The organism is Chelatococcus daeguensis (assembly GCF_001887265.1).
In the GTDB taxonomy this organism is placed as follows: domain Bacteria; phylum Pseudomonadota; class Alphaproteobacteria; order Rhizobiales; family Beijerinckiaceae; genus Chelatococcus_A; species Chelatococcus_A sambhunathii.
This window is the reverse complement of record NZ_CP018095.1, coordinates 1,169,998-1,195,905: the sequence shown is the minus strand read 5'-3', so window position 1 is coordinate 1,195,905 and position 25,908 is coordinate 1,169,998. Positions and strand designations below refer to the sequence as shown.

The following is a 25,908-nucleotide window of genomic DNA, read 5'->3' as shown; positions in this document are numbered from 1 at the left end:
CCTACTCCGCCGCTTCCCCGCGCAATTCGCGCGGCAGGGGGAAGAAGACGCTCTCGTCCGCCGTCGAGACGGTCTCGACGCTGACCGCATAGCGTTCGGCGAAGGCGTCGATGATCTCCTCCACCAGCACCTCCGGCGCAGAGGCGCCCGCAGTCAGCCCGAGGCGGCGGATGTTGCCGAAGATCGACCAGTCGATGTCGTCGGCGCGCAGCACGAGGCGTGCGGCCGGACAGCCAGCCCGCTCCGCCACCTCGCGCAGGCGTTGCGAGTTCGACGAGTTGGGCGAGCCCACCACGATCATCGCGTCCACCTGCGGGGCGACGCGCTTGACCGCCTCCTGGCGGTTGGTCGTCGCATAGCAGATGTCCTCCTTGTGTGGACCGACGATGGCGGGAAAGCGCGCCTTCAGCGTCTCGACGATCTCGCGCGTGTCGTCGACCGACAGCGTCGTCTGCGTCACATAAGCGAGCCCGCCGTCATCGGGGGCCGTGAAGGCTGCCACATCGGCCACCGTCTCGACGAGGGAAATCGCACCTTCGGGCAACTGACCCATGGTGCCGACGACCTCCGGATGGCCGGCATGGCCGACGAGCACCACATGGCGGCCGCGGCGAAAGTGCACCTCCGCCTCGCGGTGCACCTTGGTGACCAGGGGGCAGGTGGCGTCGATGGCGAAGAAATTGCGCCGCCCGGCATCCTCGGGCACCGCCTTGGGCACGCCGTGTGCCGAGAAGATGACGGGCGCGCTCGTCGGCGGGATCTCGTCGAGCTCGTCGACGAAGACGGCGCCCTTCCGGCGCAGGCTCTCCACGACGTATTTATTGTGGACGATCTCGTGGCGCACGTAGACCGGCGGTCCGTAGAGCGCAAGCGCCTTCTCGACGGCATCGATGGCGCGCACGACGCCCGCGCAGAAGCCGCGCGGGGCACAGATCAACACGCTCAGGGGTGGCTTTTCGGCAACGCTCATCGAAACACCGGTCACGATCGTGCGGGGGATGTGGCGGCAGGCGGGTACTCATGTCAAGAACGGCATCGCCGCTGCGACGACGCGCGACGGAAGCTGCAGCCCCCGACGATCCGACCGAGCCATGCCGTCCCCCATCCGCCTCGCCATCTTCGACATGGACGACGTGCTGTGCCACTACGACCGCGACCGGCGCCTCGCCGAGCTGTCGCGCCTGTCGGGGCGGAGCATCAACGAGATCCTGACGGATATCTGGGCGAGCGGCTTCGAGGACCGGGCCGACGCCGGGGCGATGGATGCCGAGACCTATCTTTCCGGTTTCGGCGAGCGCCTGGGCTATGCCATCACGCGCGACGAATGGGTGGAGGCGCGCCGCCTCGGCATGGTGCCGTTCCCCGACAGCCTGGCGCTGCTCGCCCGCGTGAAGGAGAAGGCGACCGTCGCGGTGCTTACCAACAACGGCTTCCTCACCGGCGAGGAGATCGACCGCCTGTTCCCGGGGCTGCGCCACCTCGTCGACGACCGGGTGTTCGTGTCGGCCCGCTTCGGCACGAAGAAGCCCGATCCTGAGATCTACCGGCGCCTGTGCGCCGAGTTCGGCGTCGCCCCTGAGGAGGCCTTCTTCACCGACGACAAGCCGTGGAACGTCGCGGGGGCGGTGAAGGCCGGCCTCGAGGGTCACGTCTTCGACGGTGCCGAGGGCCTGCGGCGCGCACTCAACCGCTTCGCTCTGGTGTGAGGCCATGCCGCCGGGCCTTGTGCCGGATACGCCTATGGCGTGACCAAATGGCCCGGCGAGGCTACTCACCTCTCCGACACGTCGCGGAGGGCGAGAGTAGAGCGGTTGGCTTCCGCGACCTGCGCTCGACCCGCGTCTGTTCGCCTCTCTCGGCTTGTATCCTCCGCCGACATTCCGCTTGCGCTCGGCATGTTCTAGTTGTTCATGAAGTGCGCTCCGGCGATGGTGCCTTGCGGATATTTGGCCAGACGCTGGCCGACCATTGCTCCAGGGCGTTTTGCCCGCATCGCCACGGCCGCGGGCCAGCCAAGAGTTTCCCATGGCCGACGCCGCCGAACATGCGAGTTTCCTGCCGCCGATCCTGACCTTCTGCGCCGCGGCCGTGATCGCCGTGCCGCTCTTTCGCAAGCTCGGGCTCGGCGCCGTGCTCGGCTATCTCATCGCCGGCATCGTCATCGGCCCATCGGTGATGGGCCTCGTCGGCGAGGCGGAGAACGTGCGCGGCGTCGCCGAGCTCGGCGTCGTGCTGCTGCTCTTCATCATCGGCCTCGAACTGAAGATATCGAACCTCTTCGCCATGCGACGCGACATCTTCGGCCTCGGGCTGGCGCAGATCGTCCTGACCTGTGCGCTGATCGCGACGGTTGCCGCCCTGCTCGGCCACAGCGCGCGCGGCATGATCGTCACAGGGCTTGCGCTGTCTCTGTCCGCAACGGCCATCGCGCTACAGGTGCTCGAGGAGCGGCGCGACCTCGCCACCCGCTATGGCCAGCGCACCTTCTCCATCCTGCTGTTCCAGGACCTGTCCATCGTCCCCATCCTCGCGCTCGTGCCGCTGCTCGCCAACACCGAGGCGCTCGGCAGCGGCCAGGCGCTGGCGGGCGCGGCCGGCGCCTGCGCGCGGGCCTTTGCCGCCGTCGCGCTGGTCGTGATCGTCGGCCGCTATCTGCTCAATCCGCTGTTCCGGCTGCTCGCCGCAAGCGGCGCCCGCGAGGTCATGACCGCCGCCGCGCTCCTCGTCGTGCTCGGCGCCGCCATGCTGATGGAACAGGTCGGCCTGTCCATGGCCATGGGCGCGTTCCTCGCCGGGGTGCTCCTTGCCGAGTCGAATTTCCGCCACCAGCTCGAGGCCGACATCGAGCCTTTCCGCGGCCTGCTGCTCGGCCTCTTCTTCATGAGCGTCGGCATGTCGCTCGATGCGAACTACGTGCGGCAGAACGCGCTGCTGCTCCTCGTCCTTGCGCCCGCGCTCGTCATCGGCAAGAGCCTCATCGCCGCCGCTCTCGCCCGCGGCTTCGGCTCCTCCTGGCCGGATGCGCTGCGCATCGGCGCCCTGCTCGCCCCGGCGGGCGAGTTCTCCTTCGTCCTTGTGCCGCTGGGCGGCGAGGTGGGGCTGCTGACGGGCGAGCGCGTGCAGGTCATCACGGCGCTCGCCGCCCTCACCATGCTGCTCGGGCCGCTGCTCGCCAAGTTCATCGAGAGCCAGCTCGCCCAGAGGCCGACGGGCGAGGAGCCGGCGCCGGACGACCTGCCCGCCGGCGAGGCCGGAGGCAGCGTCATCGTCATCGGCTTCGGCCGCTTCGGCCAAGTGGTCAACCAGGTGCTGCTCGCGAACGGGGCCGACGTGACGGTGATCGACCGCAACATCGACAGCATCCGCAGCGCAGCCCGCTTCGGCTTCAAGGTTTACTACGGCGACGGCACGCGCCTCGACGTGCTGCGTGCGGCGGGGGCAGGCTCGGCAGATGTCGTCTGCGTCTGCGTCGACGACGCGGCCGCCGCCCTGAAGATTGCGGAGATCGTCCATGCGGAGTTCCCGCGCGCCCGCACCTTCGTGCGCGCGATCGACCGGCCGCATGCTATCGCGCTCATGAACCGCGAGGTCGACTTCCAGCTTCGCGAGACCTTCGAATCGGCATTGCAATTCGGCCGCGCCACGCTCGAGGAGCTCGGGGTCGACGCGGAAGCGGCCCGGCTCGTGACCGAGGACGTGCGCCGGCGCGACATCGCCCGGCTCGTGCTGCAGCGGAGCGACGGCCTCCTCGGCGGGCAGGATCTGCTGCACGGCGTGAAGGTGAAGCCCGAGCCGCTGACGCCGCCGAAGCGCAAGGCGGCCGGCCTCAGCGCCGAGACGCGCGACCTCGTCGCCGACGCCGAGGCGCGTCCGTGAGCATCGATGGTGCGAAGACGGGCGACGCCGCACAGCGCGAGCGTGCCAGTCCCGGCCCGGCGTCCGCAGGCAGCGAAGCCGGAAAGTTCACGCAAGGCTCGACGCTGCGCCACGTCCTCGTGATGACGGCCGCCGGGGCTGTCGGGCTCGTCGCGGTCTTCGTCGTCGACTTCCTGTCGCTCCTCTACATCTCCTGGCTTGGGAAGCCTGCGCTCACCGCCGGCGTCGGCTTCGCCACCATCGTCCTCTTCTTCGCCACCTCCATCAACATCGGCCTCATGATCGCGGTCGGCGCCCTCGTGTCGCGCGCCCTCGGCGCGCGCGACCGGGAACGGGCGCGGCGGCTCGCGGCCTCGGCCATGGTGCAGACGGGTTTCGTCGCCGGCCTCGTCGGCCTCGGCGCCCTGCCCTTCCTCGAGCCCCTGCTCGCCCTGCTCGGCGCCGATGGCGAGGCACGGGAGGCGGCCATCCGCTTCCTCATGATCGCGCTGCCCGCCAATGTCTTCATGGGCCTCGGCATGGCACTCTCGGGCGTGCTGCGCGCCGTCGGCGACGCGCGCCGCTCGATGTATGTGACGTTGTCGGGCGGGCTCGTGACGGCGGTGGCCGACCCCGTCCTCATCCTCGGCCTCGGCTGGGGCGTTGAGGGCGCAGCGACTGCCACGGCGCTGTCGCGCCTCGTCTTCCTGGCGGCGGGGCTCCACGGGGCAGGTCATATCCACGGCCTCCTCGCGCGGCCGCGGCTCGCCCATGTCGTCGCCGACATCAGGCCGATGCTCGCCATCGCGCTGCCGGCCATCCTCGCCAATGTGGCGACGCCGGTGTCGAACGCCTTCGTCGCGAGCGTCATGGCGCGCTTCGGCGACGAGGCCATGGCGGCGGTGGCCATCGTCGACCGGCTGGTGCCGCTGTGCTTCGGCGTCGTCTTCGCCCTGTCCGGCGCCGTCGGGCCCATCCTCGGGCAGAACTGGGGCGCGCGGCGCTTCGACCGCATGCGCCGCATCCTGCGCGACGCCCTGTCCCTCGTCGTCGTCTATGTCGGCGCCATGGGGCTGACGCTCGCCCTCATCGGCGATGCCGTGCCCGTGCTCTTCAACGTCGCCGGCACGGAGACGGGGCGGCTCGTCGCCTTCTTCTGCGTCATCAGCGGCTTCCTGTGGCTGTTCAACGGCCTGTTGTTCGTGGCCAACGCCTCGTTCAACAATCTCGGCTTTCCGCTGATGTCGACCGGCTTCAACTGGGCCAAGGCGACCGCCGGCACGGTGCCCTTCGCCCTCGCCGGCGCCCATCTCGGCGGACCGGAAGGCATCCTCGTCGGCATCTCCCTCGGCGCGGTCGTCTTCGGCCTCGCCGGCATCCTCACCGCGTTCTGGACGATTGGGCTTCTTGCCCGGCGATAGCCACGGGCCAATGGCACGGCAGCGGTCGGCATGCAGGCCGGATCTCGGGGACGACGTCCGCGCGGGCGCAACCGGAAACTTTGGCGCAGATCAAACGGTTTGCCGCCACCGAAGGCGTAGTTGAGCGAGGGCCCCGGGGTACAGGCGCCATTTTCGCGAAATTGCCCGATGTTAACTTCGCACCACGAAGCTCGTCCCGCTTGGAAATTGTCTGAGGTGGACCTTTTCAGATGATGCACAGTTGCGAAGATGGTCGGGCAGAGGCCACGAAGCTGAATGTTTTTATCAAGTTCTACGGCCTTTTCTGGCGCAAACATGCCGTCGACTGGAACAGCCGGCAGCTTCTCGGCCAACCGCAGGGCTGGCTCGGCAAGGGAAACAAGAGGAGCAACATCGATCTCGAGACGATCCAGATGAATTTCTATCGGCAGAAGGGTGTCTACATCCTCTACAGCGAGGCCCTGCAGCCGGTCTATGCAGGCCAGGCGGGGCTTGCGCGCCGGAACACGACCGGCGGGCAGACCATCGGCGACCGGCTCGCCGCCCACAGCCGCGGCATCTATCGGAACGGCTGGTCGCTGTTCTCCTGGTTCGGCTTTCTCGATACGGAACGCTCTCCGCTCACACGCATGGCGGACGAGCAGCGGCTCAACCCGATCTGGATGCTGCCGGCCGGCCCGCCCTCCGCCCCCGACGCTGCGCTCAACACATTGCTCGCCTCCTTCGAGGCCATCCTGATCGAGGGCTTCACGCCGCGCTTTAACGCCCGCGGAGGCGACCTGCCGCACGCGGTCGTCGTCCACCAGTATGAGCCGGGCCGTCATAGTGCCGAGCAGGGCCAGCGCCGACGCGAGGCGGCGTCGCCCTTTCTCGAATGACTGCGAGGCGACGAGCCGCCACCTGCCGCCGCACCGCTCCTGCGGTCTATCGGGCGCGGGCGACAGCCTCTAGAGTCGGAGCTTGCAGCCACGCCCACGAGAGGCGACCGGGAGGAGCGCGCCATGTTCAACCTGTTCGAGATCATCCAGTCGGCCCAGGGCGGCACGGCCTTCGACAACATCGCCCGGCAGTTCGGCCTGTCCAACAAGGAGGTCGAGCGGGCCGTCGAGGCGCTCCTGCCGGCCTTCACGGTGGGCCTGCAGCGCACAAGCCAGGACCCGTCCGGCCTCATGGGCATGTTTGGCCTCATGAGCGGCGGGCGCTATCGCGCACCCTTCGAGGACGCGGCGCAGGCCTTCTCGCCCAAAGGCCGCAGCGAGGGCAACGATGTGCTGGCGCAGATCTTCGGCTCGCCGGATATCAGCCGTCAGGTCGCCGCGCAGGCGGCTGCCGTCAGCGGCGTGAGCCAGGAGATCATCAGGAAGATGCTGCCCATCCTCGCCGCCATGCTGATGGGCGGGCTGGCGAAGGGCGCCAGCAATCAGGGATTCGGCGGCATTCTCGAGCAGTTCGGCAGGATGTTCGGAGCGCCTGAGACCTCGGCCGACAGACGGCCGCCCTCCGGCAGCCCCGATCTCTTCGGGCAGTTGAGCGAGATGATCCAGCGCGGCGCGTTGCCCGGCATGCCGGGCTTCCCGCCGGCGGCGCAGCCTCAGCAGCGCGAGGAGCCGAGCGCTCCGCCCGAGCCACGCAACCCGTACGAAGAGCTGTTCCACGCCTTTCTCGGCGGCCTCGCCGGCAGGCCCGCGGGTGCCGCAGACACACGTGCCGAGCGGGCCGCGTCCGAACCGGAGCAGCCCGTCGCGCCGTTCGATCGCGAGACGATCGGCCGGATGTTCGAGGCCGGGCGCGACATCCAGGAGCAGCAGATCGCCACCATGCGCGCCATCCTCGACAGCTTCTCCCGGAACCGCGGGTGATCCCCGCGCCGGCGGGCGCCCCGGAGAGGACCGGAGCGCCCGCGGCCGGAGCCCGTCAGCAGCAGGCGCCGGCCGCCGGCGGCTGGATGGCGGCGGGCTTTATGGCGCTCCGGCGGGTACGGCCCTGCAGGCGCGACCAGGTGATGCGGTGGATCTGCGCCGTTACACGGGGGCCATTGGGGGCATCGCCCGTCATGGCATTGCCGTCTTCGGCGTTTCGCTCCGCCCGCTCGCGCACGAGCTTCACCAGAGCCGTGGTCCGTGCACGCGCACGTCGATGATAGGCCCTCTCGGCGAGAAGGGTTGTCGGATCCCGGTAGAAGGGCTCCGCCAGGGCGCTGTCGATATCCGTCCGCAAGAGGCCGATGTCCTTCAGCGTGCGGTCATCGAGCTCGGCGAGGCGGTAGACCGACCGGCGATGGAGAAGCGCCCGCGCGGCGGCCTTCACCCTGTCCCAGAGGCTCCGATCGGCGCGACGCGCGCCGGCGGTCCCGAGGGTCGGGGCACTCGTCGGGGCGAACGTCCCCTTCGGCGTCATCAGTTCGCTCATCGTCGTCCTCCAGCAGTGAATGCTCACGCTGCCGCTCCGCGGCCCATAAAAGAGACCCGTCGCGGATCCGCCCCTTCGAGGGCGGCCACCGACGCGGAACAGTCTGCGAATGCGTGAACTCGAGGAGACTATGACGCAATCCATCCAATCATTGAAACGAATGTTTATGATTGCAAACATCACAGGGTGTGATTGAATATCGTTCACCCGGATGGAGGAGCGACGCCATGGCCCATATGCTCGACATCGATCAGTTGCGCACCTTCGTCGCCATTGCCGATACTGGCTCCTTCACCAAGGCGGCCGACCTCGTGCACAAGACGCAGTCCGCCGTGTCGATGCAGATGAAGCGCCTGGAGGAACGGCTCGGGCGGGCCATCTTCGAGCGTGACGGGCGCTATTCGCGCCTGACCGAGGACGGGGACCGGCTGCTCGATTATGCCCGCCGCATCGTGCGGCTGAACATGGAGTGTCTCGCGAGCTTCGGCGACGTCGACCTTGCGGGCCGCGTGCGGCTCGGCGTGCCGGACGATTACGCCGACCGCTACCTGCCAGAGATCCTGGCGCGTTTCTCGCGCTCCAACCCGAAGGTGGAGGTGACGGTCGTCTGCGAGCCGACGCCGATGCTGGTCGAACGGGTCAATTCCGGCGACATCGACCTTGCCATCATCACCCACGTCGACGGCAAGAACTATTCGGCCGAGATCATCCGCGTCGAGCAATTGCTATGGGTGACGTCGGCGCGCCACTGCGTGCATGACGAGACGCCCGTCCCGCTCGCCCTCGGGCGACCGAACTGCAACTGGCGGCAGAGCGCGACCGAGGCGCTCGAAAAGGCCGGGCGGCCTTTCCGCGTGCTCTATTCCAGCTGGAACTCGACGGCCGTGGGGGCCGCGGTGCTCGCGGGCCTCGCCGTCTCCGTGCTGCCGGAGAGCGCGGTCAGGCCCGGCATGCGGGTGCTCGGCCCCTCGGACGGGATGCCGGCGCTGCCGGCGTGCAAGATCGGCCTTGTTCGCAACCATCATGACCCGACGGCGCTCGCCAATGCGCTCGGCGAACACATCATCCAGAGCCTCGACAACCTCAACGTCAACCGCCTGCAGGCGGCGGAATAGTGGCCGCTACTGCATCAGGCCGGAATGGGTGTCGGCGAAGATCCGCGACAGGCTGTCGCTGATCAGCGAGGCGTTGACGACGATGCCCAGCATCACGAAGAGCGCGATGAGGCCGTATTCGACCGCCGTCGAACCGCTCTCGTCCTTCAGAAACGCCTTCAGCATGACCGCCTCCATTTGCCCTGCAGCTTGGCGGGGCGGCCTCACCGGGAGGTTAACACCGGCATGGTCGGCGGGGCGGGCGTCACGGCAGGGTGAACCGGGGGTTAATCGTCGGGCGGGCGGACCGGGCGCGTCAGCACGGCAAGATTACCGGCGAGCACGAGCACGAGGCCGGCGAGCGCCGCGAGCGACCAGACATAGTCCTCGAGCAGTGTGGAGACGCCGAGCGCGACAACCGGAAACATCACCGTCGCGTAGCCCGCGCGCGCCGCGCCGATGCGGCCGAGGAGCGTCAGGTAGGCGAAGAAGGCCAGCACCGTGGCCGAGAGGCTGAGAAAGACGAGCGAGCCGAGATAGCGCGCCGTCCATTCCACGGTGAAGGTCGCCCCGGTCATCCCGGCGACAACGGCGGCCCAGGCCGTGCCGTAGAACATGCCCCAGGCCGAGGCGGGCAGGACCGCGATGCGCCGCTTCTGCAAACGGGCCGAGACCATGTTGCCGAGGCAGAAGCACAAGGTCGCCGCGGCGCTGAAGCCGAGGCCGGCGAGCACACCGGACGCGCCCTGCGCGGCGGCAAGGTCGGGCAGGAACATCAGGCCGACGCCGCCCGCCCCCATCAGCGCCGCGAGCGCCACCCGCCCCTCGATGGGCTGGCCGAGGAGGAGCGCGCCGAGGATGAGATTGATGATGGAGGTGAGCGAGAACACCACCGACACGAGACCCGACGTCAGCAGGCCCGCGCCGTAATAGGCGAGGATGAAATTGGTGGAGAACATCAGCACGCCCATCAGCGCGAAGCGGGCGTGGTCGGCGAGCGGATAGCGAAGGCGCATGCCGCGCGCGGCAGCCCAGGCCAGCATCACCGGCGCCGCGATGAGGAAGCGCCAGACGATCGATACTTCCGGCGCGACGACGCCGACCTGCAGTTTCATGGCATACCAGCTCGTGCCCCAGCAGAAGACGAGCAGGGCGTAGAGCGCGAGCGTGCCGCCCGCGAGGCCCTGGCGACCCGCCGGCACACTGGAAATGGTCGTTTCGCTGGAAGGCAAGGCCTGGCTCCATATGCGCCGCCCATGCTAGCGGCCTCCGCATGGCCCGACCAATGCGGAGGGCTGATGCAAGCCATGCGCGGCGCTGATGGTCGGGCCGCGGGAGAGGCCGTGGCGCCCTGCCCGGTCAGTAGGCGTATTCGGAGAAGACGGGATCGACCGAACCCTGCCAAGGCCCGTGGTAACGGACCAGGAGGTCCTCGGCGAGCGTGCGCCCTTCCCCGGCGATCCTGTCGAGCGGGTCGAGGAAATGCGTCTCGTCGCGCCCGTCCGCATTGAGCCGCCCGCGGCGGGCGAGACCGGTGCGGGCGATGGCCAGCACCTCGCGGCCAATTTCAGCGAGGCTGCGCCCGGCAATCGTCGCGGCAAGGCCGAGCCGCGGGGCCGCCTCGCGCAGCGCCTGCCGGTCCGCCGCGCTCCAGCCCTTCACGACGTCCCACGCGGCCGTCAGGCAGTCCTCGTCATAGAGCAGGCCGACCCAGAAGGCCGGCTCGGCGCAGAGCATGCCGGTCGGCCCGCCGTCGGAGCCGCGCATCTCGAGGAAGCGCTTGAGGCGCACCTCGGGAAAGAGCGTCGAGAGGTGGTTCGCCCAGTCCGACATCGTCGCCCGCTCGCCGGGCAGCTGCGGCAGTCGGCCGGCGAGAAGGTCGCGGAAGGAGGCGCCGGCGACGTCGTGGTAGGTATCGCCGCGCTTGACGAAATACATGGGCACGTCGAGCGCCCAGTCGACATAGCGCTCGAAGCCCATGCCATCCTCGAAGGCGAAGGGCAGCATGCCTGTGCGGTCGCGGTCGGTGTCGAGCCAGATATGCGAACGCATGGAGAGAAAGCCGTTGGGCCGACCCGCGGTGAATGGGGAATTGGCGAAGAGCGCGGTGGCAAGCGGCTGCAGCGCCAGCGCCACGCGCAGCTTCTTCACCATGTCCGCCTCGCTCCCGAAATCGAGATTCACCTGCACGGTGGCGGTGCGGAACATCATGTCGAGCCCGAGGCTGCCGACCTCGGGCATGTAGCGGCGCATGATGCCGTAGCGGCTCTTCGGCATCACGGGCGTTTCCTCCCGTGTCCACTTGGGGCTCATGCCGAGGGCGAGGAAGCCGATGCCAAGCGGGCGCGCGATCTCCTTGACCTGGGCGAGGTGGGCGTGCAGTTCGCAGCAGGTCTGGTGCACGGTCTCGAGCGGCGCGCCGGAGAGCTCGAACTGCCCGCCGGGCTCGAGCGAGATGGCACCGCCGCCGGTCACGTCGTAGAGGCCGATGGGGTGGTCGTCCTCCATGATCGGCTCCCAGCCGAGCAGGCCCTGCATGCCTTCCAGCAGCCGCCGCACACCGCGCTCGCCCTCGTAGGGCACCGGCGCCAGATCGGCGGTGTAGAAGGGAATCTTCTCGTGTTCCGTGCCGATCCGCCACGCGTCCTTGGGTTTGCAGCCGGCTTCCAGGTAGGCGACGAGATCGTCGCGCGAGCCGATGGGAGTTGTGTCGGACACGTCGCGAGCCATGCGCTGTCTTTCTCAAGAGACGCCGCGGCGAGGCGGCGCTGGGGTTCGAGGTCGGCTCTAGATAGGCTGCCCGTCCCGCCCCGACAATGCTCCCGCACAACAATCGTGGCGAGATCTGGGCGGAGCCATCTCACGCGGCTGCGACGTTCACTGTTTCGCTCACCAGCCAATCGACCACGCTGACAAGCGCGGCGTGCTTATCAAGCCCGCGGCCGACGCCGTCGAGGTAAAGCGCGAGTTGCCGGTCGGCGCTCGTGCCGCGGCTGACGATGGTGCGCGTGTGGGCGATCTCCGTCTCGCAGCCGAGGGCCGCGGCATCCTCCGCCACGCGCGCGATGACATCCTCCAGCACCTCGCCGAAGCTGCGGGCGCCGCCACCGGCCTCGTCGACGAGCGAGCCGTGCACGCCGTAGCGCTGCGCGCGCCAGCAGTTCTCCGCGGCGATGGCCCGGTCGGCTCCGGAGAGGCCCGCCATGACATTCACGTTGCGGTCGAGATGACGCACGAGGGCGCGATAGAGCGCGGCGATGGCGATGGCATCGTCGAGGCTGGTGCAGCAGTCGCTGACGCGCAGCTCCAGGGTGCCGAGCCGGGCCGCCGGCCGCACCACCCACCAGACGAAACTCTCGTTGGCGATGGCGCCAGCGGCGACGAGCGCATCGATGTAGCGGCGGTAGTCGGCGGCATCGGCGAACAGGTCCGGCAGCCAGGTGCGCGGTAATTCGCGATAGGCCGCTAGCCGATAGCCGAGCAGCCCGGTGCGCCGTCCCTGCCAGAACGGGGACGAGGTCGAGAGGCCAAGCAGCAGCGGCACGAAGGGCAACAGCCGGCCCATGAGGTTCACACGCCGCTCCGGGCAGGGCACCGCCACGTGAACATGCAGGCCGCACAGCATGTTGCGCGTGCCCAGCATCTGCAGGTCCCGCATCAGCCGGTCGTAGCGCTCGGCATCCGTGTGGCGCTGGTGAGCCCAGACGGCCGTGGGGTGCGTGCCGGCAGCCACGATGACGAGGCCGTGGTTGCGGGCGAGCGCGCCAAGTTCCTGCCTGAGCCCGGCGAGCGCGGCCCGGGCCTCGCCCATCGTGGTCGAGGGCGGCGTCGCGACCTCGATCTGGCTCTGCAGCATCTCCGTGCGCACCGCTTCGCCGATCCTGACCTTGCATTCGTCGAGGAAGGCGCGCGCCGACTTGCGCCGGGGGCGACGCGACAGCGCGTCGCACAGGAAATATTCCTCCTCGATGCCGAAGCCGTAGCCGCAATCCATCCACCCATCCTTCCGAGACCACCGAATCGCGCCATCATCGGTCCGGAATGGGGAAACACTCGGGAGCACGCTGCTGCCGCCCGCCACTGTCCCCACAAAACCGCCTCAGGCGCGCGGCCCCCAGTCGCCGATGCTGGCCTGAACGAGCGCGAGCGCCGCGACCGCAGCCGTGTCCGCCCTCAGGATCCGCGGCCCCAGCGACAGGATCAGCACGTTCTCGCGTTGCGCCATCAGCGCGCGTTCCTCCTCGCCGAAGCCCCCTTCCGGGCCGATGACGACGGCAAGCGGCCCGCGCCGAGCGCATGCGAGGGCCGCGAGCGGATCGGCAAGGGGCGCGGCCTCGTCGCAGAAGACGACGAGCCGTTCCGGCTCAAGGGCCGCGATGGCCGCGGCGAGCGGCTGGGCCTCGGTGATCTCGGGCAGTGTGAGAATGCCGCATTGCTCCGCGGCCTCGATGGCGTTGGCACGCATGCGCTCGATGTTGACGCGGCTCACCTGGGTGTGACGCGTAATCACCGGGCGGATGGCCGTGGCGCCCATCTCCACCGCCTTCTGGACCATGTAGTCGAGCCGGGCATGCTTCAGGGGCGCAAAGAGATAGTAGAGGTCGCCCGACGCCGGCTGGGGGCGCAGGCGGCCGACGATCGCGAGCGCCTCCGGCCGGCGCCGGCCGGCGAGGACCTTCGCATGCCACTCCCCTTCGCGCCCGTTGAAGACGAGGACGTCGGCGTTGGCGCCGAGCCTGAGCACGTTGCCGATGTAGTTGGCCTGAGCCTTGTCGAGCGGCACCATCCGCCCCTCGGCCAGCGGGCAATCGACGAACAGGCGCGGCGCACGTGCGGAAACGTCAGACAATTTTGATCTCCCCCGGCTGGATATGCCCCAGCAATACGTGATAAGTCGGCTTGAACGCCACCCGCGAGCAAAGCCGCCACAATTGCCTGTTATGGGCAAGCTGCCGGCGGCGGACCTGAAGACGCGGCAGCAATGTCCGCTCGTACTGCCGGGTGGCGGCTGAATGTGTCGCGGCGGGCGCCTATCCGGTCGGCCTGCCGTCAGCGGGAAGGAAGACAGTCATGGCACGCAGCTTTCGGGCGCGTCTCACGATGGGCGTGATGGCCGCCGCGGTGGTCGGTGCTCCACTCACGCTCGGCCTCGGCGCCTCTCCGGCAGCCGCGCAGGCCTCCGGCTGCGAGCAGATCACGAGCTTCCTCAACGAACGCAAGTCGATCGTCGAGCGCGTCAACAAGCTCGGCAAGCAGCCGAAGGCAGCGGATGCCTGCGCTCTGCTCGGCCGGCTGGCCAACAACGGCAACGAAACGATGAAGTGGGTCGAGGCCAACAAGGACTGGTGCCAGATCCCGCAGAACTTCATCGACGGGCTGAAGGCCGATCACGGCAACGTGACCAAGGTGCGCGGCCAGGCCTGCAGCGTCGCGGCCAAGCAGGCCCAGATGGAAAAGCAGGCGCGCGAGCAGGGGCTCCTCGGCGGCGGCGGTGGCGATATCCTCACCGGGCCGATGCGCATTCCCCAAGGCGCCCTATGACCGCTGCGCCGCAGCCGCTCGACCAGCCGGTCGCCGATGCTGCGACCGGCAATTGGGTGGACCGCTACGCGCCGGCTGCATCGAGACCCTACCTGCGCCTCGCGCGCATCGACCGGCCGATCGGCTGGTGGTTGCTGCTGCTGCCGTGCTGGTGGTCGCTCATGCTCGCGGCCATTGCGACGAACACCGTCCCGAGCCTCTGGTACGCCCTGCTTTTCCTCGTCGGGGCGGTGGCCATGCGCGGAGCCGGCTCGACCTACAACGACATCGTCGACCGCGACCTCGACGCCAAGGTGGCCCGCACGCGGATGCGCCCCTTGCCCTCCGGCCAGGTCAAGGTCGCGGCGGCGGTCGCCTTCCTCGCCCTGCAGGCGCTCGTCGGGCTCGCCGTGTTGCTGCAGTTCAACGGCTTCGCCATCCTCATCGGCTTCCTGTCGCTCGTCCCGGTTGCCTTCTACCCGTTCATGAAGCGCTTCATGTCGATGCCGCAGCTCGTGCTCGGCCTCGCCTTCGCTTGGGGCGGCCTGATCGGCTGGGCGGTGGTGACGGGCACGCTCGCGGCACCCGCCTATCTCGCCTATGCGGCGGCCATCGCCTGGACCGTGGGCTACGACACGATCTACGCCCTGCAGGATATCGAGGACGATCCGATCGCCGGCATCAAGTCCTCGGCACGGCTCTTCGGCAGCGAGGCGGCGACAGGCGTCGCAGTGTGCTATGCGGTGGCGGTGGTGCTGGTCGGGCTTGCGGCACATGTTGCGGGCGGCGGGCTCATCGCCTTCGTCGCGGTCGGCGCCTTTGCGCTGCACCTCGCCTGGCAGGTGCGGTCGATCGAGCTCGACAATCCGCATAAAGCCCTGCGGCTCTTCAAGTCGAACCGCGACGCCGGGCTGATCCTCGCCCTCGGCCTCGCCGCCGACGCCCTCATGCGCGTCGTTCTCTGAGCATTCTGTTAGTCGCGCGCCATCATGTCCCGGCCGTGGACCCGTACCGGGCGCACCAGCGGCTTGCCGGTCTTGCGCCGCACGAGGAAACGCGGCCGGCGGCCGTTCAACAGGCCGTGACGGCGGCGGATGCGGATCTGGCCGAGTTGCAGCCGCCCGATCTGCGGCCGCGGACAGACGATGACCCCATCCTCGCGCTCGAGCAGCAGCGGCAGACCCGAGGTCGCGGCGACGCTGCGCCAAACGGCGGCGATGTCGCCGTCATCCCACCGGCCGATGACGAGATCCCGCCGGCGGTCGTGGCCGACGAGGACGAGTTCGAACATCTCGGCATTACCCTCCTCCGGCACGAAGCGCACCGCCACCCCCGCGAAGACACCCGCGGCAGCGGGGAGGATCGCCCGGACGCCAGGAAGTCTCATCACGATATCGTTGAAGGAAATGGCTTCGCCGGCGGCGGGTTGCCCATGGCAACCCGCCCCGGCGGCCGAGTTCTTGCCTGCCGCCATGTCGACGCCTCTTGTTCTGACGCTCCCGCGCGGCGCTCTCTTGGTCCGGAGCACTCGCGCCTTATGTCGTCACTATTGCGCACCCACGACCCCAAAGGCCTTAACGGGTTGGGTTAAGGCCTTCTTGCCGGCCCCGTTTCGGCGCGGATGCTCAACGAAACCTTTCCGCAACCGGAGGGCGCCCCGGCCCGGCATGCGCGCGTTTGCACCATCAAGTTGCCCGGCTATTGCAGCGGTCGCGGGGGGCCTTTACAAGACCGGCCATCCAGGAACGTCAAGAGAGCCTGCGGGGACGATGCTCGCCTCCCATCCGGACATGGCTGCCAAGCTGCGCGTCCTCCTTCGCGAGACGGCGCGGGAGGCCGGCCTTGCGGCGCTCGCCTATTTCCGCGCCGGCCAAGCAACGCGGGCCGACGTGTGGTCGAAGGCGGGCGGTTCGCCGGTGACGGAGGCGGACATTGCGCTCGACCGACTCATCGCCGAGCGGTTGCGCGACGCCATGCCGGAAGCCGGCTGGCTGTCGGAGGAGACTGCGGACGACCCGGCTCGGCTTTCGAAATCTTTGGTCTTCGTCGTCGACCCCATCGACGGCACGCGCGCCTTCATGCAGGGCGGCTCGGACTGGGCGATCTCCATCGCCCTCCTCTGCGACGGCGCGCCGCTCGCCGCCATCCTGCACGCGCCGGCGCTCGGCGTGACCTACGAGGCCCAGCGCGGCCGGGGGGCGCTGCGCAACGGCGAGCCGTTGCCCTTGAGGGCAGCGGCCGCGTCAGCGCATGGGCCCATGCGCGTCGCCGGCCCGGCCATGCTCACCAAACGCCTGCTGCCCTCCTTCGGCGCCATCGACGTGGTGCCCAAGATCCCGTCGCTGGCACTTCGCCTCGCGCGGGTCGCGGACGGCACCCTCGACGTCGGCATCGCCTCCGCCAACGCCCACGACTGGGACATCGCGGCGAGCGATCTCATCCTGTCGGAAGTCGGTGCGGCGCTGACCGGCCTCTCTGGCGAGCGCCCCGGCTTCAACCGGCCGAGCCCGGTGCACAGCCCGCTCGTCGCCTCGCCCGGGGCGCTCCACCCGCGCGTGCTCGACGCGCTCGCGGAGGGGGCGACGGCGTGACGGTGGCACACCATTTGATCAACCTCGACCATCACGGGACCTGAGAGACCATGAGCGAGACGGCACCGAACAAGCAGCTTCTGCACCTCGTCTTCGGCGGCGAGCTGGAAAGCCTCGAGGGCGTCACGTTCCGCGATCTCGCCCATCTCGACATCGTCGGGATCTACCCGAACTACGCCAGCGCCCACGCGGCCTGGAAAGCCAAGGCGCAAGCCACGGTGGACAACGCCCACATGCGTTATTTCATCGTCCACCTGCATCGCCTGCTCGACCCCGAAACCGGCAAGCCGGCCTGAGACGGGCCGGGCGCCATGGCGCTTCTCAAGCGGATCAGCCGGTCACGCCCGGTGCAGGCGGCCCTCGGGCGCCTGCTCGCCGGCTACCTGCGCCTCGTCGAGCGCACGAACCGCTTCGTCATGGAGCCGGCAGACATCTACGACCGCGTCGGGCCGCAGATGCCCGTCATTGTCGCCATGTGGCACGGACAGCACTTCATGGTGTCCTTCGCCCGCCGGCCGCAGGACCGCGCGGCCGCGCTCGTCTCGCGCCACGGCGACGGCGAGTTCAATGCCATCGCCCTCAGCCACCTCGGCATCCGCGCCATTCGCGGCTCCGGCGCACGCGGCAGCAAGGTGCGCGAGAAGGGCGGCGCCGCCGCGGTGCGCCACCTCCTGCGCGCCCTCAAGGACGGCGAGATGGTGGTGATGACCGCGGACGTGCCGAAGGTGTCGCGCATCTGCGGCGAAGGCATCATCCTGCTCGCCAAGCTGTCCGGCCGGCCGGTGGTGCCGGTCGCCGTTGTCACCAGCCGCCGCATCGACTTCAACAGCTGGGACCACGCCTCCATCGGCCTGCCCTTCGGGCGCGGGGCTATTGTCATCGGCGAGCCAATCCACGTCGCGGCCGAAGCCGACCCTGGCGCCATGGAGGACGCGCGGCTTGCGGTCGAGCGCAGCCTCGATGCCGTTCACGCCCGCGCCTACGCCCTCGTCGGCGACCGCGATCCGGGCGCCAAGCCGGCGGAGGCACCCCGATGACGGCGTTGTCCACGGTATGGCGCTGCTCCAGCCCTGCAGCGTGTACGCGGCTTACGATCCTGCCGCCGGCGAGCGTCGAAATGCCATGTTCGCAGGATGGCAATGGCGTCGGCGACTGTTGGTCGCCGCGGGAGCCACAAGGATGGGCGGCCGCATGACGCTGCCTCTGACACTCTACCGTATCGGCATGACGCTGCTGGAGCCTGCGGCCGCCAGCCTACTCGTCTCGCGCCGCAAGAAGGGCAAGGAGGATCCCGAGCGCATGGGCGAGCGCCGGGGCCTCGCGGGGCGTGCCCGGCCGGCCGGGCGCCTTGCCTGGGTGCACGGTGCGAGCGTGGGCGAGGTCGTCTCGCTGATGCCAATCGTGGAGCGGCTGACGCGGCGCGGCTTCCGCGTTCTCGTCACCTCCGGCACACTCACATCGGCGGCCGTGCTCGCCCAGCGCCTGCCGCCGGGCGCGGCGCACCAGTTCATGCCGCTCGACGTGCCGCGCTATCTGCGCCGCTTCCTTGACCACTGGCTGCCGGACCTCGTGCTCTTCGCCGAATCCGAGATCTGGCCGAATGCGGTCTTCGCGGTGCGCGAGCGCGGCATTCCGCTCCTCCTCGTCAACGCGCGCATGTCCGAGCGCTCCTTCCGCCGCTGGCGGCAGGCGCCGAAGAGCGCGCGGACGCTGCTCGAGCAGTTCGACCTGTGCCTTGCCCAGTCGCAGGCGGACGGCGAACGGCTGGCGCGCCTCGGCGCGCCGCGCGTCGGCATCGCCGGCAATCTCAAGTTCGACGTGCCCGCGCCGCCCGCCGACGCGCGCACCGTCGCGAGCCTCTCCGGCATCATCGCCGGGCGGCCGGTCTGGGTCGCGGCGAGCACGCACGGAGGCGAGGAGGAGATCATCTCGCTCGTCCACCGCGCGCTCATGGAGCGGCGGCCCGGCCTCCTCACCATCATCGCGCCGCGCCATCCCGAGCGCGGCGAGGCCGTCGCCGATATCGCCCACCGCGCGGGGCTCAACGTCGCCCTGCGCTCCGAGGGCGCTTTGCCGGAGCGGGACGTCGACGTCTATGTCGCCGACACCATCGGCGAGCTCGGGCTCTTCTACCGCCTCGCGCCCATCGCCTTCATCGGCCGCTCGCTGGTGCCGCTCGGGGGGCAGAACCCGATCGAGCCGGCAAAGCTCGGTGCGGCGATCCTGCACGGGCCGCACGTCTACAATTTCGCCGACATCTATGCGGCGATCGACCGTGCGCACGGCGCCCTGCCCGTGGCCGACGCCGAGAGCCTCGCCCAGGCGCTCGCCATGCTGCTGAAGGACACGGCGCGCACCCGGGCCATGGCGCGCGCCGCGGCGCAGACCGTCGAGAGTCTCGGCGGCGCCCTGGAGCGCACGATGCGGGCCATCGAGCCCTATATCCTGCACATGGACCTGCGCCACAACGGCTGACCCGCGCCCGCTCCTCCCTTGCGCCGCCGCGATCGAAGGGCAATCCTGCACCGAGCGGAATCGCGGGGAAGGCAATGAAGGCACCGGCATTTTGGTGGCAGGCGCGCCCGTCGTTCGCGGCATGGGCCCTGAGCCCGCTCGGCACGCTCTACGGGGCTGTCACGGTGCGCCGCATGGCGCAGGAGGGCGAGCCGGCGCCCCTGCCCGTCATCTGCATCGGCAATTTCACGGCCGGCGGCGCCGGCAAGACGCCGAGTGCCATCGCCATCGCCCGTATCCTCGCCGGGCTCGGCGAGCACCCGGCCTTCCTCACGCGCGGCTATGGCGGCAGCCTGACGGGACCGGTCGCCGTCGCCCCCACGCACACGGCCGCCGAGGTCGGCGACGAGCCGCTGCTGCTGGCGCGCCATTTCGTCACCATCGTCGCCGCCGACAGGCCGGCCGGCGCGCAGGAGGCGGATAGGCGCGGCGCGACGGTGGTCGTCATGGACGACGGGCTGCAGAACCCCTCCCTCGCCAAGGATCTGACCTTCGCGGTGGTCGATGCCGCCTTCGGTCTCGGCAACGGGCTGTGCGTGCCGGCCGGGCCGATGCGGGCGCCGCTCGACCGCCAGCTCGCCCATGCCCACGCCGTCATCCTGATCGGCGCGGGGGAGCGGGGCGTCAGGATCGCGCGGGCCGCGGCCGCGCGCGGGCGGCCGGTCCTGCGCGCCCACATGGTGCCGGATCCGGCGGTCGCGGCGAGCCTCGCCGGCCGGCGCGTCCTCGCTTTCGCCGGCATCGGCATGCCGGAAAAATTCTTCGCTACCCTGCGCGGCCTCGGCGCCGACGTCGCCGTGGAACGCGCCTTCGCGGACCATCAGCCCTTCGATGTCGCGACTGTCGAGGCTCTCGTCAGGGAAGCGGAGGCCGAGGGGCTGATGCCCATCACCACGGAGAAGGATGCCGTCCGGCTCATGGGGCTCGCCGGCCGGACCGAGGTCCTGTCACGGATCGGCACCTTGCCGGTTACGCTACAATTCGAGGCGCCGGACGAGGTGGCGCAACTGCTGCAGGCGGCGATCAGCCACTGGCGCGCGCAACAGGACGGTACCTGACGCTCAGCCGCGCTCCGGACCTTTCTGGATGCGCTGCAGCACCGCCTCAGGCGAGGCATAGGCCTCCTGCAGGTCGACGCTCCAGTAGCGCAGCTCGTCGAGCGGTATGGGCTTGCCCGTCACGGCGCAGCGCACGAAGGCGCCGGGCCTGAGCACGCGGAAGTCGGCATCGAGATATTGCACGACGGCTTCACCGCCCATGGGCAGGCGCGGATCGTGGCGGTTCATGGCACTCACCTTGTTGCGGGGCTCCGCCCCTCTTTCCGTCATTAAGGACAGAACGGGCCGGGTTCAAGGCGAAGCGGCCAGGGCGGCATCTCACGGATCGAACAGCGAGGCCTGGCGTGTCGCCGGGACGGCGCCTTCGCGCGCCTTGCCGCGCGGGCGGGATGCCGTGCGCGCCGGAGCGGCGCCCTCTTCGTCCGCGATGGTGGCGCGCCGTTCGCCATCGGCGAGCTGCAGGCTGACGGCCATCCCCTCCGACAGATCGGCAACCGAGCGGACGGGCCGGCGCGCGTTGTCCAGCACGACCGCATAGCCGCGGGCGAGCACGCCCTTGTGGCTGAGGCTTTCCAGCAGCTTCCAGCAGGCCTGCAGGCGCTCGCGCCGCTGCACCAGCGACGCCTCGTAGCAGCGCCGCGCCCTGATGCCGGCGAGGGCGAGGCGCTCGCTGGCATTGCCCCAGCGCTCCTTCACCGGGCGGAAGGCGAGCCGCGAAGCGGACCGCTCGAAGGCGCCGCGCCGCCGCAGGGTATTGGCGGCGAGCCCCGCAACAAGCCGCCGCTCGAGGCCCTGCAGCACCGCCGAACGCTCCGCAAGGCGCGCCTGCGGCGACAGGCGGGCGAGGCGCTGGGCGAGGCGGTTGAGCTCGACCTCGTGCCGGCGGGCATTGGCGTTGAGGCCATGGCGCAGGCGGCCGGCGGCGAGATCGAGCCGCTGACGAGCACTCGCCGTCAGGTCCTCGGCCCGCGGCAGGGCACGCGCCAGGGCGCGCACGTCGGCCCGGCGCCTCTCCAGGAGCCGGTGCATGGCGCCGAGGTGGCGGCGCGCCAGCGTGTCGACCTGCGCGATGAGTTCGGACCGCACCGGCACGACCTTCTCGGCCGCGCCGGTCGGGGTCGGCGCGCGCAGGTCGGCGGCAAGATCGATCAGCGTCCAGTCCGTTTCGTGGCCGACGGCCGAGACGAGCGGAATGTCGCTTTCCGCCGCCGCGCGCACGACCACTTCCTCGTTGAAGCTCCAGAGGTCCTCGAGCGAGCCGCCACCGCGCGCGACGATGATGACATCCGGCCGCGGCACCGCGTCGCCCGGGCCGATGGTGTTGAAGCCGCGAATCGCGGCCGCGACCTCGGCCGCGCTCGTCTCGCCCTGCACGCGCACGGGCCAGACGAGCACGTGGCGGGGAAAGCGGTCGGCGAGGCGGTGCAGGATGTCGCGGATGACGGCACCGGTCGGCGAGGTCACGACGCCGACGACCTCCGGCAGATAGGGCAGCACCTGCTTGCGCCGCTCGTCGAACAGCCCCTCGGCCGCGAGCTTGCGGCGCCGCTCCTCGAGGATGGCCATGAGCGCGCCGACGCCGGCCGGCTCGATGGTCTCGACGACGATCTGATATTTCGACGAGCCGGGGAAGGTGGTGATGCGCCCCGTCACCACCACCTCGAGCCCCTCCTGGGGCTTGACCTTGAGGCGGCTGAACACGCCTTTCCAGATCACCGCGTCGATGCGCGCGCCCTCGTCCTTCAGCGAGAAATAGCAGTGGCCGGAGGAATGCGGGCCGCGGTAGCCCGACACCTCGGCGCGCAGGCGCACGAAGCCGAAGGCGTCCTCAAGGGTACGCTTCAGCGCGCCGGACAGGGTGGAGACCGTCCATTCCTGCACGTTGGAGGGGGGATTCGGATCCGGCTGATTCATGGGCGGCAGGATAGGCGTTCGTGCCGCAAAGTGAAACGCCGCGCCGGCGACCGTCCCCCGCGTGGCTGCCTTCAGCGTCGGCGCTCTCCCGGTTGACAGGGCGCACGCGACGCCGGTTTGCTGCGCGCCGGAGGATGAGCGACATGAGCGACGACACGACCGCGCCCGCGAAGCCACGCATCGTCATCACCTATTGCACCCAGTGCAATTGGCTGCTGCGCGCCGGCTGGATGGCGCAGGAACTCCTGTCCACCTTCGCCGCCGACCTCGGCGAGGTGGCGCTCGTTCCCGGCACGGGGGGCCTCTTCCACATCACCTACGACGGCGAGACCATCTGGGAGCGCAAGCGCGACGGCGGCTTCCCGGACGTGAAGACGCTGAAGCAACGCGTGCGCGACAGGCTCGCCCCGCAGCGCCATCTCGGCCACATCGACCGCTGAGGCGCCTCGCCGGTTCCGTGCCTGCGCGGCCGGATGCCCGGCAACGAGGCATTGCCATGGGCCGCCGCAGCCGGTAGGAGGCGCGGCAAGATCAATCGGCGCCAAGCAGGGGCGAACCCATGAACCTCCTCCTCATCGGATCGGGCGGGCGCGAGCACGCGCTCGCATGGAAGCTCTCGGCAAGCCCGCTCTGCGACCAGCTCTTCGTCGCGCCCGGCAACCCGGGCACGGCCACCTGCGGCGAGAATGTCGCGCTCGACGTGGCCGATCACGCCGCCGTCGTCGCCTTCTGCCGCGATAAGGCCATCGATCTCGTCGTCGTCGGCCCGGAAGCGCCGCTCGTCGCAGGGCTCGTCGACGATCTCGCGGCTGCCGGCATCAAGGCCTTCGGCCCGCGCCAGGCGGCTGCCCGGCTCGAAGGCTCCAAGGCCTTCACCAAGGAGCTGTGCCGCGAATTCGGCATCCCTACCGCGGCTTTCGCCCGCTTCACGGACGAGGCCACCGCCCGCGCCCATGTGCGCGAGACGGGGGCGCCCATCGTAGTGAAGGCGGACGGGCTCGCTGCCGGCAAGGGCGTCGTGGTCGCCGAGACGGTGGAAGAGGCCGAGGAGGCCATTGCAATGATGTTCGCCGGTGGGCTCGGCGCCGCCGGCGCGGAGGTCGTCATCGAGGAATGCATGGTCGGCGAGGAGGCGAGCTTCTTCGCCATCGCCGACGGCAGGACCGCGATCCCGCTCGCCTCCGCCCAAGACCACAAGCGCGTCTTCGACGGCGACCGCGGCCCGAATACTGGCGGCATGGGCGCCTATTCGCCTGCGCCGGTGATGACGCCGGCCCTCGAACGGGAGGTGATGGAGCGCATCATCCTGCCGACCGTCGCCGGCCTCGCCGCGCGCGGCACGCCTTATGTCGGCGTGCTCTATGCCGGGCTGATGATCACCGCCGAGGGGCCGAAGCTCATAGAATACAATGCCCGCTTCGGCGATCCCGAATGCCAGGTGCTGATGCCGCGCATGAAGAGCGACCTCGTGCCCGTACTGCTCGCCGCCTGCGACGGCGTGCTCGCCGACGTCGACGTGCGCTGGTGGGACGAGGTGGCGCTCACCGTGGTCATGGCCGCGAGGGGCTATCCCGGCACCGCCGAGAAGGGTTCCGTCATCCGCGGCCTCACCGAGGCCGAGGCGCTCGAGGACGTCCTTGTCTTCCACGCCGGCACGAAGGACGACGGCGGCCGGATCGTCGCCAATGGCGGGCGCGTGCTCAATGTCACGGCGACGGGCCGTACGGTGAAGGAGGCCAAGGCCCGCGCCTACGAGGCAGTTTCACGCATCGATTGGCCGGAAGGCTTCTGTCGCTCGGACATCGGCTGGCGGGCCGTGGCGCGCGAAGAGGAGGCGTGAGGGCGCCATCCTGTCGGCACACGGCGACATCGCCTGAATGCCGTTTCTCTCCCCGTGCGGTACGGCCTATAACCGATCGTGTGACAGGAGACTCGTCATGCCCGATCTCGCCGACCTCTTTCCCGGCTTCCAATCGCACTGGATCGACACCGAGGCGGGGCGCATCTTCGCGCGCTCCGGCGGCTCGGGGCCGCCGCTCGTGCTGGTGCACGGCTTTCCGCAGACGCATGTCGCCTATCATCGCATCGCGCCCAAGCTCGCCGAGCACTTTTCCGTGGTGCTGATGGACATGCGCGGCTACGGCTGGTCCTCGGCACCGAAGGGCGACGGCGGGCGCGAAACCTATACCAAGCGGGCCATGGGCCGCGACGTCGTCGCCGTCATGGAGGCGCTTGGTCATGTGCGCTTCTCCTTCGCCGGGCATGACCGCGGCGCGCGCGTCGGCTACCGGCTGGCGCTCGACGAGCCGGGCCGGCTCGACAAGCTGGTGCTGCTCGACATCCTGCCCACCTTCCATGTCTGGAAGCTGATCGAGGCCGGCAAGAGCCCGGCCGCGCACTGGGAGTTCCTCGCCCGCCCGGCGCCGGAGCCGGAAACCGCCATCGGCAAGGATCCCCTGCCCTATTTCGAGGATCTGCTGGTCCGCTGGTCGAAGACCAAGGACCTCAAGGGCTTCGATCCCCGGGCGCTGGCCCACTACCGCGCCAACTGGAACGAGCCGACCCGCATCCACGCCTTCTGCGAGGACTATCGCGCCGGCAGGACGACGGACGTTGCGCAGGACGAGGCCGACCTTGCGGCGGGCCGGACCATCACCGTGCCCACCCAGCTCATCTGGGGCGAGTTCTATCTCGTCACCACGGACAAGAGCCCGCTCGACGTCTGGCGCGAGACCTTCGCACCAAAGGCCGTCGGCACCAAGGTCAACGCCGCCCATTTCGTGGCCGAGGAGGCGCCGGACGAGGTGCTCGCGGCGATGATCCCCTTCCTCGAGGGCAAGGCATGAGGTTCCGCGACGCGACCGGGGCGGACCTTGCGGCGATCGTAGCCCTGCTGGCTGACGATCCGCTCGGCGCAACGCGCGAGGCACCGGCGGTAGAGCTGCCTTCCGCCTATGCCGAGGCCTTCGCAGCCATCGCCGCGGATGCCAACAACCGCCTGATCGTGGCGGATGATGGCGGGGCGGTCGTCGGCTGCCTGCAACTCACCTTCATCCCGGGCCTCACCTATACCGGCGGCTGGCGGGCGCAGATCGAGGGCGTGCGCATCGCCCAGAGCCAGCGCGGCCGGGGCCTCGGGCGGGCGATGTTCAATTGGGCGATCGAGCAGGCGCGTGCCCGCGGCTGCCGGCTCGTGCAGCTCACCACCAACAAGGCGCGGCCGGACGCCCTGCGCTTTTATGAAAGCCTCGGCTTCACCGCCAGCCACGAGGGCATGAAGCTCGACCTCGAGGCCGCCTGAGCCGCGCCGCAACGCGGGCCCTTCCGGCCCTGCTGCTTTGCCGTCATGCGTGCTGCGCCCCTAGTCCCGACCAGGAATGGAGCACAACGCCTCCGCTCATCATGGCCGGGCTTGTCCCGGCCATTCACGCCCTTCGGCCCGGCCCAGGCGGCACGGCGTGGATGCCCGCGACGAGCGCGGGCATGACGGCGGGAGCGTGGGGGCCGGCGCGCTTTCCCATCGTGCTCGCAG

General features: G+C 69.8%; 27 protein-coding genes. 17 read left to right on the top strand and 10 right to left on the bottom strand.

The genetic code is table 11. The features are described 5' to 3' along the window. Window position 1 precedes the first annotated feature (1 nt). Window positions 2-970 (bottom strand): 4-hydroxy-3-methylbut-2-enyl diphosphate reductase, encoded by a 969-nt coding sequence (gene ispH / locus BOQ54_RS05675; RefSeq protein WP_055459266.1) that lies wholly within the window; start codon window positions 968-970, stop codon window positions 2-4. Window positions 971-1,091: 121 nt separating this feature from the next. Between ispH and BOQ54_RS05670 the strand changes: the two genes are divergently transcribed. The 5 genes from BOQ54_RS05670 to BOQ54_RS05650 all read left to right on the top strand — a co-directional run bounded on the left by BOQ54_RS05670 (window position 1,092) and on the right by BOQ54_RS05650 (window position 7,135). Beyond that, on the top strand, window positions 1,092-1,706 hold the full coding sequence (locus tag BOQ54_RS05670) for an HAD family hydrolase (RefSeq protein ID WP_063189504.1): 615 nt from the start codon (window positions 1,092-1,094) through the stop codon (window positions 1,704-1,706). 319 nt (window positions 1,707-2,025) lie between these two features. Continuing rightward, window positions 2,026-3,876 (top strand): monovalent cation:proton antiporter-2 (CPA2) family protein, encoded by a 1,851-nt coding sequence (locus tag BOQ54_RS05665; RefSeq protein WP_071923491.1) that lies wholly within the window; start codon window positions 2,026-2,028, stop codon window positions 3,874-3,876. Continuing rightward, window positions 3,873-5,276 (top strand): MATE family efflux transporter, encoded by a 1,404-nt coding sequence (locus BOQ54_RS05660; RefSeq protein ID WP_071923490.1) that lies wholly within the window; start codon window positions 3,873-3,875, stop codon window positions 5,274-5,276. Before BOQ54_RS05665 ends, BOQ54_RS05660 begins: the two co-directional genes overlap by 4 nt. Before the next feature lie 230 nt (window positions 5,277-5,506). Beyond that, on the top strand, window positions 5,507-6,154 hold the full coding sequence (locus BOQ54_RS05655) for a GIY-YIG nuclease family protein (RefSeq protein WP_071923489.1): 648 nt from the start codon (window positions 5,507-5,509) through the stop codon (window positions 6,152-6,154). Between the two features lie 123 nt (window positions 6,155-6,277). Further along, entirely contained in the window at window positions 6,278-7,135 is an 858-nt protein-coding gene (locus tag BOQ54_RS05650) for a DUF937 domain-containing protein (RefSeq protein ID WP_055459271.1), read from the top strand. 55 nt (window positions 7,136-7,190) lie between these two features. On the opposite strand, the gene BOQ54_RS05645 is transcribed toward BOQ54_RS05650, so the two are convergent. After that, window positions 7,191-7,685: a DUF1127 domain-containing protein gene (locus tag BOQ54_RS05645; protein ID WP_071923488.1), complete on the bottom strand. Its 495-nt coding sequence runs from the start codon at window positions 7,683-7,685 to the stop codon at window positions 7,191-7,193. A 227-nt stretch (window positions 7,686-7,912) separates the two neighbouring features. Here BOQ54_RS05645 and BOQ54_RS05640 point away from each other — a divergent pair, with 227 nt between their 5' ends. Continuing rightward, the gene (locus BOQ54_RS05640) at window positions 7,913-8,800 is read left to right on the top strand and encodes a LysR substrate-binding domain-containing protein (protein WP_055459273.1); all 888 of its coding nucleotides are present in this window, start codon (window positions 7,913-7,915) and stop codon (window positions 8,798-8,800) included. Window positions 8,801-8,806: 6 nt separating this feature from the next. Here BOQ54_RS05640 and BOQ54_RS05635 read toward each other — a convergent pair whose 3' ends face one another. The 5 genes from BOQ54_RS05635 to BOQ54_RS05615 all read right to left on the bottom strand — a co-directional run bounded on the left by BOQ54_RS05635 (window position 8,807) and on the right by BOQ54_RS05615 (window position 13,628). Beyond that, window positions 8,807-8,965: a Flp family type IVb pilin gene (locus BOQ54_RS05635; RefSeq protein ID WP_245280522.1), complete on the bottom strand. Its 159-nt coding sequence runs from the start codon at window positions 8,963-8,965 to the stop codon at window positions 8,807-8,809. A 101-nt stretch (window positions 8,966-9,066) separates the two neighbouring features. Continuing rightward, complete coding sequence (locus BOQ54_RS05630; RefSeq protein WP_245280523.1) at window positions 9,067-10,011, bottom strand: DMT family transporter; 945 nt, start codon at window positions 10,009-10,011, stop codon at window positions 9,067-9,069. Window positions 10,012-10,138: 127 nt separating this feature from the next. Next, a complete protein-coding gene (locus BOQ54_RS05625) occupies window positions 10,139-11,509 on the bottom strand; it encodes a glutamate--cysteine ligase (protein WP_071923486.1) in 1,371 nt (456 codons plus the stop codon). Window positions 11,510-11,639: 130 nt separating this feature from the next. Beyond that, a complete protein-coding gene (locus BOQ54_RS05620) occupies window positions 11,640-12,773 on the bottom strand; it encodes a carboxylate-amine ligase (RefSeq protein WP_055459276.1) in 1,134 nt (377 codons plus the stop codon). A gap of 105 nt (window positions 12,774-12,878) precedes the next feature. Then, entirely contained in the window at window positions 12,879-13,628 is a 750-nt protein-coding gene (locus BOQ54_RS05615) for a 16S rRNA (uracil(1498)-N(3))-methyltransferase (protein ID WP_063189481.1), read from the bottom strand. Between the two features lie 221 nt (window positions 13,629-13,849). On the opposite strand from BOQ54_RS05615, the gene BOQ54_RS05610 reads away from it, so the two are divergent. Both BOQ54_RS05610 and ubiA read left to right on the top strand, forming a co-directional pair. Continuing rightward, complete coding sequence (locus tag BOQ54_RS05610) at window positions 13,850-14,320, top strand: hypothetical protein (RefSeq protein ID WP_063189479.1); 471 nt, start codon at window positions 13,850-13,852, stop codon at window positions 14,318-14,320. After that, a complete protein-coding gene (ubiA, locus tag BOQ54_RS05605; RefSeq protein WP_071923485.1) occupies window positions 14,317-15,264 on the top strand; it encodes a 4-hydroxybenzoate octaprenyltransferase in 948 nt (315 codons plus the stop codon). The genes BOQ54_RS05610 and ubiA overlap by 4 nt, the downstream gene beginning before the upstream one ends. An 8-nt stretch (window positions 15,265-15,272) precedes the next feature. Here the strand turns inward: ubiA and BOQ54_RS05600 are convergent, their stop codons facing one another. After that, window positions 15,273-15,686, bottom strand: coding sequence for a DUF6101 family protein (locus tag BOQ54_RS05600; protein WP_071924404.1), 414 nt, complete (start codon window positions 15,684-15,686; stop codon window positions 15,273-15,275). A gap of 382 nt (window positions 15,687-16,068) precedes the next feature. Here BOQ54_RS05600 and BOQ54_RS05595 point away from each other — a divergent pair, with 382 nt between their 5' ends. From BOQ54_RS05595 to lpxK, 5 genes are all read left to right on the top strand, one after another. Then, entirely contained in the window at window positions 16,069-16,890 is an 822-nt protein-coding gene (locus BOQ54_RS05595) for a 3'(2'),5'-bisphosphate nucleotidase CysQ (protein WP_063189475.1), read from the top strand. A 50-nt stretch (window positions 16,891-16,940) separates the two neighbouring features. Continuing rightward, complete coding sequence (locus tag BOQ54_RS05590) at window positions 16,941-17,186, top strand: DUF4170 domain-containing protein (RefSeq protein WP_063189473.1); 246 nt, start codon at window positions 16,941-16,943, stop codon at window positions 17,184-17,186. Window positions 17,187-17,201: 15 nt separating this feature from the next. Next, entirely contained in the window at window positions 17,202-17,927 is a 726-nt protein-coding gene (locus BOQ54_RS05585) for a lysophospholipid acyltransferase family protein (protein ID WP_055459283.1), read from the top strand. Between the two features lie 154 nt (window positions 17,928-18,081). Continuing rightward, on the top strand, window positions 18,082-19,365 hold the full coding sequence (locus tag BOQ54_RS05580) for a 3-deoxy-D-manno-octulosonic acid transferase (RefSeq protein ID WP_071924403.1): 1,284 nt from the start codon (window positions 18,082-18,084) through the stop codon (window positions 19,363-19,365). Window positions 19,366-19,439: 74 nt separating this feature from the next. After that, window positions 19,440-20,462: a tetraacyldisaccharide 4'-kinase gene (gene lpxK / locus BOQ54_RS05575; protein ID WP_071923484.1), complete on the top strand. Its 1,023-nt coding sequence runs from the start codon at window positions 19,440-19,442 to the stop codon at window positions 20,460-20,462. Between the two features lie 3 nt (window positions 20,463-20,465). On the opposite strand, the gene BOQ54_RS05570 is transcribed toward lpxK, so the two are convergent. Next, entirely contained in the window at window positions 20,466-20,690 is a 225-nt protein-coding gene (locus BOQ54_RS05570) for a DUF2093 domain-containing protein (RefSeq protein ID WP_019401296.1), read from the bottom strand. A gap of 90 nt (window positions 20,691-20,780) precedes the next feature. Then, on the bottom strand, window positions 20,781-22,376 hold the full coding sequence (xseA, locus tag BOQ54_RS05565) for an exodeoxyribonuclease VII large subunit (protein ID WP_083585912.1): 1,596 nt from the start codon (window positions 22,374-22,376) through the stop codon (window positions 20,781-20,783). Between the two features lie 143 nt (window positions 22,377-22,519). Here xseA and BOQ54_RS05560 point away from each other — a divergent pair, with 143 nt between their 5' ends. The 4 genes from BOQ54_RS05560 (at window position 22,520) to BOQ54_RS05545 (ending at window position 25,677) form a co-directional block, all read left to right on the top strand. Further along, entirely contained in the window at window positions 22,520-22,816 is a 297-nt protein-coding gene (locus BOQ54_RS05560; RefSeq protein WP_055459285.1) for a SelT/SelW/SelH family protein, read from the top strand. 119 nt (window positions 22,817-22,935) lie between these two features. Beyond that, window positions 22,936-24,216: a phosphoribosylamine--glycine ligase gene (gene purD, locus BOQ54_RS05555; protein ID WP_071923483.1), complete on the top strand. Its 1,281-nt coding sequence runs from the start codon at window positions 22,936-22,938 to the stop codon at window positions 24,214-24,216. A 97-nt stretch (window positions 24,217-24,313) separates the two neighbouring features. Then, window positions 24,314-25,222 carry an alpha/beta fold hydrolase gene (locus BOQ54_RS05550; protein WP_071923482.1) on the top strand — a complete coding sequence of 303 codons (909 nt, stop codon included), beginning with the start codon at window positions 24,314-24,316 and terminating at the stop codon, window positions 25,220-25,222. Then, window positions 25,219-25,677, top strand: coding sequence for a GNAT family N-acetyltransferase (locus tag BOQ54_RS05545; protein WP_055459288.1), 459 nt, complete (start codon window positions 25,219-25,221; stop codon window positions 25,675-25,677). Before BOQ54_RS05550 ends, BOQ54_RS05545 begins: the two co-directional genes overlap by 4 nt. Window positions 25,678-25,908 lie beyond the last annotated feature (231 nt).

Excerpts from the sequence above, each read along its gene's own strand:
- BOQ54_RS05595 (WP_063189475.1), top strand. The coding sequence starts at position 16,069 with ATGCTCGCCTCCCATCCGGACATGGCTGCCAAGCTGCGCGTCCTCCTT.
- BOQ54_RS05545 (WP_055459288.1), top strand. The coding sequence starts at position 25,219 with ATGAGGTTCCGCGACGCGACCGGGGCGGACCTTGCGGCGATCGTAGCC.
- BOQ54_RS05560 (WP_055459285.1), top strand. The coding sequence starts at position 22,520 with ATGAGCGACGACACGACCGCGCCCGCGAAGCCACGCATCGTCATCACC.
- BOQ54_RS05655 (WP_071923489.1), top strand. The coding sequence starts at position 5,507 with ATGATGCACAGTTGCGAAGATGGTCGGGCAGAGGCCACGAAGCTGAAT.
- BOQ54_RS05550 (WP_071923482.1), top strand. The coding sequence starts at position 24,314 with ATGCCCGATCTCGCCGACCTCTTTCCCGGCTTCCAATCGCACTGGATC.
- lpxK (WP_071923484.1), top strand. The coding sequence starts at position 19,440 with ATGAAGGCACCGGCATTTTGGTGGCAGGCGCGCCCGTCGTTCGCGGCA.
- BOQ54_RS05585 (WP_055459283.1), top strand. The coding sequence starts at position 17,202 with ATGGCGCTTCTCAAGCGGATCAGCCGGTCACGCCCGGTGCAGGCGGCC.
- BOQ54_RS05650 (WP_055459271.1), top strand. The coding sequence starts at position 6,278 with ATGTTCAACCTGTTCGAGATCATCCAGTCGGCCCAGGGCGGCACGGCC.
- BOQ54_RS05665 (WP_071923491.1), top strand. The coding sequence starts at position 2,026 with ATGGCCGACGCCGCCGAACATGCGAGTTTCCTGCCGCCGATCCTGACC.
- BOQ54_RS05600 (WP_071924404.1), bottom strand. The coding sequence starts at position 15,686 with ATGAGACTTCCTGGCGTCCGGGCGATCCTCCCCGCTGCCGCGGGTGTC.
- ubiA (WP_071923485.1), top strand. The coding sequence starts at position 14,317 with ATGACCGCTGCGCCGCAGCCGCTCGACCAGCCGGTCGCCGATGCTGCG.
- BOQ54_RS05590 (WP_063189473.1), top strand. The coding sequence starts at position 16,941 with ATGAGCGAGACGGCACCGAACAAGCAGCTTCTGCACCTCGTCTTCGGC.
- BOQ54_RS05625 (WP_071923486.1), bottom strand. The coding sequence starts at position 11,509 with ATGGCTCGCGACGTGTCCGACACAACTCCCATCGGCTCGCGCGACGAT.
- purD (WP_071923483.1), top strand. The coding sequence starts at position 22,936 with ATGAACCTCCTCCTCATCGGATCGGGCGGGCGCGAGCACGCGCTCGCA.
- BOQ54_RS05610 (WP_063189479.1), top strand. The coding sequence starts at position 13,850 with ATGGCACGCAGCTTTCGGGCGCGTCTCACGATGGGCGTGATGGCCGCC.
- BOQ54_RS05640 (WP_055459273.1), top strand. The coding sequence starts at position 7,913 with ATGGCCCATATGCTCGACATCGATCAGTTGCGCACCTTCGTCGCCATT.
- BOQ54_RS05570 (WP_019401296.1), bottom strand. The coding sequence starts at position 20,690 with ATGAACCGCCACGATCCGCGCCTGCCCATGGGCGGTGAAGCCGTCGTG.
- BOQ54_RS05645 (WP_071923488.1), bottom strand. The coding sequence starts at position 7,685 with ATGAGCGAACTGATGACGCCGAAGGGGACGTTCGCCCCGACGAGTGCC.
- BOQ54_RS05580 (WP_071924403.1), top strand. The coding sequence starts at position 18,082 with ATGACGCTGCCTCTGACACTCTACCGTATCGGCATGACGCTGCTGGAG.
- xseA (WP_083585912.1), bottom strand. The coding sequence starts at position 22,376 with ATGAATCAGCCGGATCCGAATCCCCCCTCCAACGTGCAGGAATGGACG.
- ispH (WP_055459266.1), bottom strand. The coding sequence starts at position 970 with ATGAGCGTTGCCGAAAAGCCACCCCTGAGCGTGTTGATCTGTGCCCCG.
- BOQ54_RS05620 (WP_055459276.1), bottom strand. The coding sequence starts at position 12,773 with ATGGATTGCGGCTACGGCTTCGGCATCGAGGAGGAATATTTCCTGTGC.
- BOQ54_RS05635 (WP_245280522.1), bottom strand. The coding sequence starts at position 8,965 with ATGCTGAAGGCGTTTCTGAAGGACGAGAGCGGTTCGACGGCGGTCGAA.
- BOQ54_RS05670 (WP_063189504.1), top strand. The coding sequence starts at position 1,092 with ATGCCGTCCCCCATCCGCCTCGCCATCTTCGACATGGACGACGTGCTG.